Genomic DNA, 12276 nt, shown 5'->3' with positions numbered 1-12276 from the left:
ACGAGAATGGGCCGACTTACGCAAACTCCAGGATCAGCGCGTCCACCGCAAGCGTCGCGCCGGCGCTGGCGTGGATCTTCTTCACGGTTCCGTCCTGCTCGGCACGCAGCACGTTCTGCATCTTCATGGCTTCGACCACCGCCAGCGTCTCGCCGGCCTTGACCTCCTGCCCCTCGCTCACCGCGATCGAGACGACGAGACCCGGCATCGGGCAGAGCAGCTTCTTGCCGCTGTCGGAGGCCGTCGTCACCGGCATCAGCCGTGCGGAGGCCGCTTCCGCCTCGGTCCAGACATAAACCGGCACCTCGACGCCCTGATGCGCGAGACGAACGCCGTTGGCGATCGGGCGGGCCTGCACGGCCACGAACTGACCGTCGATGGTGCCCTGCCAGACCGGATCGCCCGGCTTCCACGGCGACTGCAACAGATGCGTGTTGCCGGCCTTGCCGTCGGCGTCGATGAAGCGGATCGCGATCGCCTCGCCTTCGCGCGCAACCTCGAGCAGGATCTCCTGGCGGTCGAGCCAGACCGCACGACGCCGCTCGCGCAGCACGACGCGGCCGCCCATCTGGCCGGAGATCTGCCGCTTGCGCGCACCCAGCACGTGATCGATCGCGGCGCCGACCGCGGCGATGCGACGCGCGACCTCGCCTTCGGGCACGCGCACCGCAAAACCCTTGGGGAATTCCTCGGCGATGAAGCCGGTCGAGAGCCGCCCTTCGCGCCAGCGCGGATGGTGCATCAGCGCCGACAGGAACGGGATGTTGTGGCGGATACCGTCGACATAGAACGAGTCGAGTGCAGTCGCCTGCGCCTCGATCGCGGCCGCGCGCGACGGCGCATGGGTGACGAGCTTGGCGATCATCGGATCGTAATGGATCGAGATCTCGCCGCCCTCCTGGACGCCGGTATCGTTGCGGATGGTGATGCCGTCGCGGCTGGCCTCCGCCGGCGGGCGATATTTCACCAGGCGCCCGATCGAGGGCAGGAAGTTGCGGAACGGATCTTCGGCGTAGAGGCGCGATTCCACCGCCCAGCCCGTCAGCGTGACGTCCTTCTGCGCGATGGCGAGCTTCTCGCCGCTCGCGACGCGGATCATCTGTTCGACGAGGTCGACGCCGGTGACGAGCTCGGTCACGGGATGCTCGACCTGGAGACGCGTGTTCATCTCCAGGAAGTAGAAGCTCTTGTCCTGCCCTGCGACGAACTCGACCGTGCCGGCGGAATCGTAGTTCACGGCCTTGGCCAGCGCGACCGCCTGCTCGCCCATCTTGCGGCGCGTCGCCTCGTCCAGCAGCGGCGACGGCGCTTCCTCGATGACCTTCTGGTTGCGGCGCTGGATCGAGCATTCGCGCTCGCCGAGATAGATCACGTTGCCGTGCTTGTCGCCCAGCACCTGGATCTCGATGTGACGGGGATCAACGATGAACTTCTCGACGAAGACGCGGTCGTCGCCGAACGAGGCCTTGGCCTCCGCCTTGGCGAGGTTGAAACCCTCGGCGACCTCTCCTCTCGAATGGGCGATGCGCATGCCCTTGCCGCCGCCGCCCGCGGAGGCCTTGATCATGACGGGATAGCCGATCTCGTCGGCGATCCGCACCGCGTGCTTGTCGTCCTCGATGACGCCGAGATAGCCTGGCACGGTCGAGACTTTTGCTTTTGCGGCGGCCTTCTTGGACTCGATCTTGTCGCCCATTGCGGCGATCGCGCCGGGATTCGGGCCGATGAAAACGATGCCCGCGGCTTCCAGCGCCCGCGGAAACGCCTCGCGCTCGGACAGGAAGCCGTAGCCGGGATGCACGGCCTCCGCGCCCGTCTTGCGGCAGGCCTCCACGATCTTCTCGATCACCAGGTAGCTCTCGGCCGCGGCCGGCGGGCCGATCAGCACCGCCTCGTCGGCCATCTCGACATGGAGGGCATCGCGGTCGGCCTCGGAATAGACCGCGACCGTCTGAATTCCCATCTTGCGGGCAGTCTTGATGACCCGGCAGGCGATTTCGCCGCGATTGGCGATCAGAATGCGTTTGAACATGCTTTTCTTGAGTCTCGACCTTGGGCGGGACCCTTCCCTGGCCGTTGGGGCCTTTGGGAGGGGCCGTGTGGCTCCCGTGGTACATCAAAATGGGCCGGAGGCAACGGTCTAAATCGGGCCGCCTTTGGCGTGCCAGCGCAAGACCGAAATGGGCTCGGCGCGCCCGCCGTGCGGCATCCCTAGGGCTTTCCGGCCTTGGCCGTGTCCCGAACCAGGTCATGAATGAAGCCCAATTTGCCGACCACCGCGGGCGACAGGATGAAGGGATAGAGGTCGCGCAGGCCCATGGCGCGGTTGACGCTGTTCATGGCGAAGGTAAAGGGCAGCCATGCGTTGACCAGCGCCTCGACATCCCTGGCCTCGTACGGATTGAAGCGGATGCGCGCCGTCAGCTCCCCGTCGCGGTCGACCTTGGGACGCACCTCCATGCCGAACTCGGCGGCCATTTCAAGGGCATCGACGATGTGGAGGTAATGCGCCCAGGTCTCGGCAAAATCCTCCCAGGGATGCGTGGTGGCATAGGCTGAGACGTAGTTCTGCTGCCAGTCCGGCGGCGCGCCCTCGGCATAATGGCGCTGCAGGGCCTGGCCGTAATCGACGCTATCGTCGCCGAAGACCGCGCGGCACTGGTCGAGCTTGCCGCCATCGCGCACCAGCACGTCCCAGAAATAGTGCCCGACCTCGTGGCGGAAATGCCCAAGCAGCGTCCGGTACGGCTCGCCCATCTCGAGCCGGCGCCGCTCGCGCTCGATGTCGTCGGCCTCGGTCAGCGCGATCGTGATGAGGCCGTTGTCGTGGCCGGTCATGACCTTCTCGCCGCTCTGCGGATCGTCGGCGAGAAAATTGAAGATCAGGCCGTGCTCGGGATTGTCCTGGCGGGTCTGGAGCGGCAGCTTCCAGCGGATCAGGGAATAGAACAGACGGTGCTTGGCCACCTCCAGCTCGCGCCAGCCGGCGAGCTGCGCCGGATCGGAGAGGTTCGGCACGGTCCCGTTGTGGCGGCAGGCGCGGCAATAGCCGCTGCTATCGCCGGTGTCGGTCAGCCAGTTGCAGGCGTCGTACTCGGCATTCCGGCACAGCATCCGGCTCTCGCCCTTGTCGGCGAGGATGCTCCAGGCCTCTCCGTCGGCCTCGATTGCCGACATCGTCTCCTTCTCCGGCAGGAACGCGACCCGATGGCCACAGCGTTCGCAGACGCGGTTCTCGAAATAGAGGACGTTGCCGCAGGCCTGGCAGACAAACAGCTTCAAGATTTAGCCTCTTGGGGAAAGGAAGTTATGAAAGAGCTGGCGCCTCGCGACGACGCCTCAATCAGCCGATCGTTCCAGTAACCGGAACAAATTGCTAGACCGGACGTTGCCACCCCGCATTTCTCCGCATTTAGGCCCGCGCCCCCATTTCCCGGCACCACCTGCCCTTCTAAACAATGGCCATCACGTTCCGTCTGTGTGAATATCGGTCCGGCACGTGCGCACCTGCATGACAACGGCCGATGCCTTGAACGATCCCTTGCCCGAGACCACCGCCGCCGAAAGGCTGCGCCAGCACCTCGAAGACGTCGCGCGCGAGCGCGACAACGCCTATCGCGCGCTGCAGGAGCGCGAGGCCGAGCTGGCGCGCATCCAGCGCATCGGCAAGGTCGGTGGCGTCGAGGTCGATTTCCGCGAAGGCTTCAAGAACCGCCGTTCGCCCGAATATCTGATGATCCACGGCCTTCCGCCGGAAGCCGCCGAGGAGTCGCACGAGGCCTGGGTCAACCGTATCCATCCCGACGACCGCGACGCCACCGTCAGGCATTTCTTCGACGCTCTCGCCGGAGCGAGCGAGGATTATAGCGCCGAATACCGCATCATCCGCCCCAGCGACGGCGAGACGCGCTGGATCCGGGTGGTCGCCAAGATCGAGCGCGACAGGGACGGCCGCGCCATCCGGCTCGTCGGCGCTCATATCGACATCACCGATCAGGCGCTGGCGCGCGAGACGCTGCGCGAAAGCGAGGAGCGCTTCCGGCTGATCGCCGACAGCGCGCCGGTGCCGATCTGGGTCACCAAGCTCGACCGCAAGCGGTCCTTCGCCAACCAGGCCTATGTCGATTTCGTCGGCCTGCCCTACGATCAGGCCATCGACTTCGATTGGCGCAAGGTGCTGCATCCCGACGACCTGCCGCACGTGCTGCAGCAATCCGTGCAGGGCGAAGCGTCCCTCAAACCCTTCGTGCTGGAAGCGCGCTACAAGAACGCCGGCGGCGAATGGCGCTGGCTCCGATCGGAATCGCAGCCGCGCTGGGATCCCACGGGCAGGCATATCGGCTTCATCGGCGTAGCCCACGACATCACCGTCGCCAAGCAGGCCGAGATCGAGCTCAGGCGGCTGAACGAGACGCTGGAAGAGCGCATCGCCGAGCGCACCGCCGAGCTCGAAGCCAACGAGGCGCGGCTGCGTGCAATCCTGGAGACCAGCAATCAGTATCAGGGCCTGGTCAATCTCGAGGGCGAGTTGGTCTACGCCAACAAGACCGCGCTCGCCGGCATCAAGGCGAATTCCGCGGACGTGATCGGAAAGCCGTTCTGGGACACGCCCTGGTTCACCGGCACGGACGGTATGAGTGCCGCCGTGCGCGAGGCCTTCGCGACGGTGCTCAAAGGCGAACCCGTGCGGCTGGAGATGCGCCTGCGCCTGCCCGTCGGCGAGCGCGATTTCGACTTCGGCATGCGCCCCGTGCTCGACCGCCAGGGCAACATCACCGGCGCGGTGCCCGAGGCGGTCGACATCACCGAGCGACGCCGCGGCGAGGAAGCGCTGCGGCAGTCGCAGAAGATGGAGGCGATCGGCCAGCTCACCGGCGGCGTCGCGCACGACTTCAACAACCTCCTCACCATCATCCGCTCCGCGACCGACTTCCTGCGCCGGCGCGAGCTGCCGGAGGAACGCCGCCGCCGCTATGTCGATGCCATCTCCGACACGGTGGAGCGTGCCTCCAAGCTAACCGCGCAACTCCTGGCGTTTGCGCGCCGGCAGCCTTTGAAGCCGCAGATCTTCAACGTCGGCAGCCAGGTCGAGGCCGTGGCGCAACTGGTGCGGCCACTGGTCGGCGCCCGCATCGAGATCGCCGTGGAGGTTCAGGATGCCGATTGCTTCACGGTGGCAGACGTCGCCCAGTTCGAAACCGCGCTGATCAACCTCGCCATCAACGCCCGCGATGCCATGGACGGCGAAGGCCGCCTCACCATCGCCGTGCGCAAGGTCGCAGGGATTCCGACCCTGCGCGCACAATCGGCGCGCCGCGGCAACTATGTCGCGATCTCCGTCGCCGACACCGGCAGTGGCATCGCGCCGGAACATCTCGACTCCATCTTCGAGCCGTTCTTCACCACCAAGGAGGTCGGCAAGGGCACCGGCCTCGGGCTCAGCCAGGCCTTCGGCTTCGCAAAGCAGTCCGAGGGCGACATTGCGGTGACGAGCACGCAAGGTGAAGGTGCCACCTTCACCATCTACCTGCCGCAGGCGCAGAGCCCCGCCACGGAAAAGGAAGCCGCGGCGCTGAGCCACGAGGCGGCCACGACCGGGCGTGGCTATCGCGTGCTCGTGGTCGAGGACGACGACGAGGTCGGCCGCTTCTCGACCGAGCTCCTGGAGGATCTCGGCTATGTCGTCCGCCGCGTCGCCAATGCCAACGCTGCGCTGTCGATACTCGGCGAGAATGAATTTGCCGTCGACCTCGTGTTCTCCGACGTCATCATGCCTGGCATGAACGGCGTCGAGCTCGCCGGCATCATCCGCGAGCGCTATCCTGGCCTGCCCGTGGTGCTCACCTCCGGCTACAGCAACGTGCTCGCCGAAAACGCCCACCACGGCTTCGAGCTGATCCAGAAGCCCTATTCGGTAGAATCGCTATCGCGCATCCTGCGCAAGGCGATCATGGAGAAATTATCGCTGGCGCGGTGAGTGTGGGGTTTCGCGAGGTCTCCACATATCCCGTCACCGCGATGCCGCCGTCCCCTCCAACAGACGTGAAGCTCCGAGTTGGGAACATTGCCGCCCCGAAGCCGGTTCTTGCCGCGGCGCTTCCAGCCTCGATCGAGAAACCGATGTCCAGCGAAAACCCCGATCAGGCAAGGCGGGCCGGCCGCGCGCTGGATGCGGCCAATTTCTTCCTGGCTGATGTCCGCGACGGCCTCGGCCCTTATCTGGCCGTCTATCTTCTCACCGAGCAGCACTGGGACGAGGCCCGCATCGGCCTCGTGATGTCGATCGCGACCATCGCCGGCATCTTGGCCCAGACCCCTGCCGGAGCGCTGGTCGACGGCACGCGGGCAAAGCGGCTCGTGATGGTCATTGCCGCGGTGATGGTGACGCTGGCATCCCTGTCACTGCCATTGTTTCCGAGCTTCCTGCCGGTCGCGATCTCGCAAGGCACGGCGCAGGCGGCTGCGGTGGTCTTTCCACCCGCGATTGCCGCCGTCTCCCTCGGTATCTTCGGCCATGCTGCCTTCACCCGACGGATCGGCCGCAACGAGACCTTCAACCACGCCGGCAATGCCGTCGCCGCCGCACTGGCGGGCGTCTCCGCCTATTGGTTCGGGCCGGCCGTCGTCTTCTATCTTCTCGGTGCAATGGCGATCGCCAGCCTCCTCAGTATCCTCGCGATCCCCGCTCGCGCCATCGATCACGATCTGGCCCGCGGGCTGCACGATGCGGACACGGCTGCACGGCGGGCCACGCCGTCGGGCCTCGCCGTGCTCCTGACCTGCCGTCCCCTGCTCGTCTTTGCGGTCTGTGTCCTGCTCTTCCACCTCTCCAACGCGGCGATGCTGCCGCTGGTCGGTCAGAAGCTGGCGCTGCAGGACAAGAACATGGGCACCAGCCTGATGTCGGCCTGCATCGTCGCCGCGCAATTGGTGATGGTGCCGTTTGCCCTGCTTGTCGGAGCCAGGGCCGATCGCTGGGGCCACAAGCGATTCTTCCTCGCAGCGCTGTTGATCCTCCCGATCCGGGGCGCACTCTACACATTCTCCGACCATCCGGTCTGGCTGGTCGGCGTGCAACTGCTCGACGGCGTCGGCGCGGGCATCTTCGGCGCCATCTTCCCCGTCATCGTCGCCGATCTCACGCGCAAGACGGGTCGCTTCAACCTCGCGCAAGGCGCCGTCATCACCGCCCAGAGCATTGGCGCGGCGCTGTCGACGACGCTGGCCGGTTTTGTCGTGGTCGGCGCGGGCTATAGCGCGGCGTTCATCACCCTCGGCATCGTCGCCGCGGTCGGCGCCATCATCTGCTTGCTCGCCTTGCCTGAGGCACGACATGGCGCCTTGCGCCCACAGGAGAAGACAGCAGCGCCGGCATCCGCTATCGCTGCCGAATGAATTCACTTCACCTCAAGGACTGACCGTGCCGTCTGACGCCATCTGGGCCTGGAGCATCATCGCCGTCGCGACCGCTGGCGTCATCATCCGGCCCTTGTCCCTGCCCGAGGCGATATGGGCCGCTATCGGCGCGAGTGCCCTGGTGCTGTCAGGCTTGCTGCCGTGGCGGGACGCGCTTGTCGGCATCGAGAAGGGCGTCGACGTCTATCTCTTCCTGATCGGCATGATGCTGATCGCCGAGCTGGCGCGACTCGAAGGCCTGTTCGATTACCTCGCCGCCCTCGCGGTGGAATACGCACGCGGCTCGCCGCAGCGGCTGTTCCTGCTGATCTACATCGTCGGCACGCTCGTGACCGTGCTGCTCTCCAACGATGCCACCGCGATCGTACTGACGCCGGCCGTCTATGCCGCGACTCGCGCGGCCGGCGCGAAGCCGCTGCCTTATCTGTTCGTCTGCGCCTTCATCGCCAATGCCGCGAGCTTCGTGCTGCCGATCTCCAACCCTGCTAATCTCGTCGTGTTCGGCGCCCGCATGCCGCACCTGACGGAATGGCTGCGCCTGTTCGCCTTGCCCTCGGCGGCGTCGATCCTGCTGACCTACATCGTGCTGCGCCTGACCCAGCACCGCACGCTGAAGGAAGAGACGATCGCGCGCAGCGTGCCGCACCCCAAGCTCGGCCGCGGCGGCAAGCTCACGGCCATCGGCATCGTCGCGATCGGCGTCGTGCTGGTCACCGCGTCAGCGCTGGACAGGCAGCTGGGTCTGCCGACCTTCATCTGCGGCGTGGCGACTGCTGCGATCGTGCTGCTGATCAACCGGCAATCGCCCTTGCCGGTGCTGCGCGGCGTCTCCTGGAGCGTGCTGCCGCTGGTCGGCGGGCTCTTCGTCATGGTCGAAGCGCTGGTGAAGACCGGCGTGATCGCGCAGCTCAGCGCGCTGCTGCACCAGGCGGTGGCGCAGTCCGTACCGAAGGCCGCCTGGAGCGTCGGTATTGCCACCGCGCTCGCCGACAATATCGCCAACAACCTTCCGGTCGGGCTCGTCGCCGGCTCGGTCGCCGCCAGCGATCATCTGCCCGCGCCCGTGGTCAGCGCCATCTTGATCGGCGTCGATCTCGGCCCCAATCTGTCGGTCACCGGCTCGCTCGCCACCATCCTCTGGCTGGTCGCGCTCCGGCGCGAGAAGATCGAGGTCGGGGCCTGGCCGTTCCTCAAGCTCGGCCTCGTGGTGACCCCACCCGCTTTGATTGCGGCCTTGGCGGCCGCAATCATGTAAGCGCGGCGAAACGAAATTCTCCCGATCGCGGCGATGGCCGCGACCGGGAATCACTTCGTCAGTCGTTCTCGTAGCCGTAGACTTCCGGCAGGATGAAGATCGCGGCAAGCAGGCCAATCAGCGGGAAGATCGCGACCATCAGCGTGGCATTCGCCTGCCCGATCGCGGCAAATACCGTCGGGAACAGGAAGATCGCCAGGAACGACGGCAGCTTCACGAACATGTAGGCGAAGCCGCTGGCGGTGCCGCGATATTGCGGACGGGCAACCATGGTCGGGATGGTCATGCAGTTCGACGCATCCCAATAATGGCCCCACAGCATGCCGGCCGCGGCGAACGGCAGCAGCATCTTGTTGTCGGTATAGAGCGCGAACGCGGCGACCAGCAGCGATACCAGCACGATGGAGAAGCCCGCGATGGAGATGCCGCGATGGCCGATCTTCGGCGTCAGCAGCGGCCCGACCCATCCGGACAGCGCCGCGAAGGAAAACAGCGCCATCGTCACCACATTGATGCCGAGCACGCTCGAGACGCCGACCATCACGAACAGTACCGGCAGATAGAACGCGAAGGTCGAGAACTCGCTCGCCTGGGCGAAACAGGCGATCCAGCCATAGAGTGTGGCGCGCCAGCGAATCGGGTCCTTCCTGAGGTCGGCGAGGAATGCGCGCGTGCTGGTCTTCGGCACCTCCACGTCCCGATCCGGCAGCATGTCGAGGTTGTCGTTGAACATCTCGCGCGCAACCTGCTTGGCCTCGCGGTAGCGGCCCTTTTGCACCAGCCACACCGCCGTCTCCGGCACGTCGTGACGCATGATCAGGATGATCAGCGCCGGCACCGCACCGAGACCGAGCGTCACGCGCCACAGCATCTCGTGGTTCATGTCGATCAGCAGGAAGATCACGATGACGCCGATGGTGAGCACTTCACCGACGGCGAACATGAACTGCCAGCGGTTGCCCATGACCTCGCGCTCGCCTTTGGCCATGGATTCCATGATGTAGGTGTAGCCGGTCGAGATGTCTGAGCCGAGCGGAATGCCGAGCAGGAAGCGGATGACGACGAGCCAGCCGACGCTGGGCACGAAGGCCTGCGCCAGCGCCAGCACGATGAACAGCACCATTGTCACCAGGAACATCACGCGGCGGCCGATCTTGTCGGACAGCCAGCCGCCGAGCAGCGCGCCGATCAGCGCGCCGCCTTGCGTGCCCGCGGCGGCGAGGCCGAGCATCAGCGGATCGGGATTGTACTGCTCCTTGATGAAGATTAGCACGAAGGCGATCGAATAGAGGTCCCAGGCCTCGACCAGGATGGAGGCCATCATCAGCCAGCCGACCTTGTTGCCCTTGGGACTGTAATTCGTGATGAGGTAGCGGACCGCGGCTTCGCTCGCGGTCGCTTGTGGCATCGCCATCGTTGACATTCTTCTTGGTCCTCTCTTCGAAACTCTCTACGCCCCGAGCAGCGGCTCGATGCTGCAATCGAGCAGGCGCGGGTCGATCCCCGCCTCCATGCCTGAGAACATCTCGCCCATGTAGTCGATCAGTGCATCGCTCGCCTTCACTGCGTCCTCGACGCGGCGGTTGGCGATGGCTGCAAGAATGGCGAGATGATGATCGATCGTGCCTGACAGATCCGCCTGCCCCGGCATGAAGCGATGGTGGATGTAGCCGATGCGCCGATACAGCGTGTGCAGCGGCCGCAGCGTGTGCACCAGGAACGGCTCGCCGGCAGCCTCCAGCACCAGCGCGTCGATGCGGCGATCGAGGCTGTTGAACTCGTCGAGTGTCAAAGTGGCGCGACGTTCGCGCAGCAACCGCTCGATGTGCAAGGCCTGATTGCGGTGGGAAAGACTGGCGCGATCCGCCGCGAGGCGAATGACAAAACGCTCCATGTCGCGGCGCAGTCCGAGCAGCATGCGTTCGCGCGCCAGATCGATCGGCGCGATGGTGAGGCCATGACGCGGCCGGATGATGATGAGAGTGTCGGCGGAGAGACGGTTGACGGCGTGGTGCACCGGCGTGCGGCCGAAACCCGTGATTTGCTGCAATTCCAGCATGGTCATGAACTGGCCGGGCTTGAGCTCGCAATGAACCAGGAGCTCTTCGATCCTTTGATAGGCCAACTCGAAGAAGTTGAGTCGGTTGCTACGCGAACGCCGGCCTCCGCCGTCATCCTCGTCTTTGACCACCTCGAGCGCGCGCTTGCGTCGTGCCATGTCGTCCTCCCGTCAACCCGCGCTCTCGTTGCAGAATGGCGCGCCTCTTTGTGGCATCCTTAAAACATGTTGTGATATATTACAAGCGAGCGTAAGACGTCGGCACGCCTTGCAACATGTTGCAGCGCAAAATGAGACGTCGGGCGCGAAGCGCCTTTCGATGGGAGGATAATTGCCGTGAAGATCACGTCGATCGAGACATTGCGCACCGAGGAATTTTCCAACGTCATCTGGGTCCGCATCCACACCGACACCGGTCTGATCGGTCTCGGCGAAACCTTCTATGGCGCCGGCGCGGTCGAAGCGCAGATCCACGACACCTTTGCCGGCCGCCTGCTCGGCCGCAATCCCCTGCACATCGAAGCGATCCATCGCGACATGCTGAACCTGCCGATGGCGCAGTCCTCGACCGGCGTCGAATATCGTGCGGCGTCAGCGATCGACATCGCGCTGTGGGATCTGTTCGGCAAGGTCTGCGGCCAGCCGGTGCACCAGATGCTCGGCGGCCTCTGCCGCGACAAGCAGCGCATCTACAACACCTGCGCCGGCACGCAATATGTGCGCTCGACCAATATCAGCCCGGTGGCCAATTGGAATCTCGGCGCTTCCAAGGGGCCCTATGAAGATCTCGACGGCTTCATGAACCACGCCGATGCGCTCGCCGAAAGCCTGCTCGAAAGCGGCATCTCGGCGATGAAGATCTGGCCATTCGATCCCGCCGCGCAGGAGAACAAGGGCCTCTACATCACCGCCGCGCAGATGAAGCAGGCGATCGAGCCGTTCGAGAAGATCCGCAAGGCCGTCGGCGACAAGATGGAGATCATGGTCGAGCTCCATTCGCTCTGGAATCTGCCGACCGCCAAGCAGATCGCCCGTGCGCTCGAGCCCTACAAGCCGACCTGGTACGAGGACCCCATCCGGATGAACTCGCCGCAGGCGCTGGCCGAATACGCCCGCTCGACCGACGTCTGGGTCTGCGCCAGCGAGACGCTGGGCTCGCGCTTCCCCTACAAGGACATGCTCGACCGCGACGCCATGCATGTGGTGATGGCCGATCTGTGCTGGACCGGCGGTCTCACCGAAGGCCGGAAGATCGCGGCCATGGCCGAGACCTATCACCGGCCTTTTGCTCCTCATGACTGCATTGGCCCGATCGGCTTCATCGCCGCCATCCACATGTCGTTCAGCCAGCCCAACACCCTGATCCAGGAATCCGTGCGCGCCTTCTACAAGGGCTGGTACAATGAGCTCGTCACCACGATGCCCACCATCAAGGACGGCTACGTCTTCCCGATGGAAGGCCCCGGCCTGGGCGTCGACCTCCTGCCTGCCGTCTTCGAGCGCACCGATCTCATCGTGCGCCGCTCCAACGTCTGAGGAATTCTTG

General features: G+C 65.2%; 8 protein-coding genes. 4 read left to right on the top strand and 4 right to left on the bottom strand.

The genetic code is table 11. The features are described 5' to 3' along the window. Positions 1-16 precede the first annotated feature (16 nt). Together AC24YW_RS35000 and AC24YW_RS34995 are read right to left on the bottom strand one after the other, a co-directional pair. A complete protein-coding gene (locus AC24YW_RS35000; RefSeq protein ID WP_487486970.1) occupies positions 17-2032 on the bottom strand; it encodes an acetyl-CoA carboxylase biotin carboxylase subunit in 2016 nt (671 codons plus the stop codon). 179 nt (positions 2033-2211) lie between these two features. Further along, the gene (locus tag AC24YW_RS34995) at positions 2212-3282 is read right to left on the bottom strand and encodes a zinc-binding metallopeptidase family protein (protein ID WP_487486969.1); all 1071 of its coding nucleotides are present in this window, start codon (positions 3280-3282) and stop codon (positions 2212-2214) included. 217 nt (positions 3283-3499) lie between these two features. Between AC24YW_RS34995 and AC24YW_RS34990 the strand changes: the two genes are divergently transcribed. The 3 genes from AC24YW_RS34990 (at position 3500) to AC24YW_RS34980 (ending at position 8671) form a co-directional block, all read left to right on the top strand. Further along, positions 3500-5977 carry a hybrid sensor histidine kinase/response regulator gene (locus AC24YW_RS34990; RefSeq protein ID WP_487486968.1) on the top strand — a complete coding sequence of 826 codons (2478 nt, stop codon included), beginning with the start codon at positions 3500-3502 and terminating at the stop codon, positions 5975-5977. A gap of 143 nt (positions 5978-6120) precedes the next feature. Further along, on the top strand, positions 6121-7395 hold the full coding sequence (locus AC24YW_RS34985) for an MFS transporter (protein WP_487486967.1): 1275 nt from the start codon (positions 6121-6123) through the stop codon (positions 7393-7395). 25 nt (positions 7396-7420) lie between these two features. After that, positions 7421-8671, top strand: coding sequence for an arsenic transporter (locus tag AC24YW_RS34980; RefSeq protein WP_487486966.1), 1251 nt, complete (start codon positions 7421-7423; stop codon positions 8669-8671). A gap of 58 nt (positions 8672-8729) precedes the next feature. On the opposite strand, the gene AC24YW_RS34975 is transcribed toward AC24YW_RS34980, so the two are convergent. Both AC24YW_RS34975 and AC24YW_RS34970 read right to left on the bottom strand, forming a co-directional pair. Then, positions 8730-10094 (bottom strand): MFS transporter, encoded by a 1365-nt coding sequence (locus AC24YW_RS34975; protein WP_487486965.1) that lies wholly within the window; start codon positions 10092-10094, stop codon positions 8730-8732. A gap of 27 nt (positions 10095-10121) precedes the next feature. Further along, the gene (locus AC24YW_RS34970) at positions 10122-10889 is read right to left on the bottom strand and encodes a GntR family transcriptional regulator (protein WP_487486964.1); all 768 of its coding nucleotides are present in this window, start codon (positions 10887-10889) and stop codon (positions 10122-10124) included. Between the two features lie 177 nt (positions 10890-11066). Here AC24YW_RS34970 and AC24YW_RS34965 point away from each other — a divergent pair, with 177 nt between their 5' ends. Next, the gene (locus AC24YW_RS34965; RefSeq protein WP_487486963.1) at positions 11067-12266 is read left to right on the top strand and encodes a mandelate racemase/muconate lactonizing enzyme family protein; all 1200 of its coding nucleotides are present in this window, start codon (positions 11067-11069) and stop codon (positions 12264-12266) included. The last annotated feature ends 10 nt before the right edge of the window (positions 12267-12276 follow it).

The sequence above is a fragment of the Bradyrhizobium sp. USDA3516 genome (assembly GCF_057651995.1).
The sequence above is the reverse complement of the archived record's forward strand: the minus strand, read 5'-3'. Positions and strand labels throughout refer to the sequence as shown.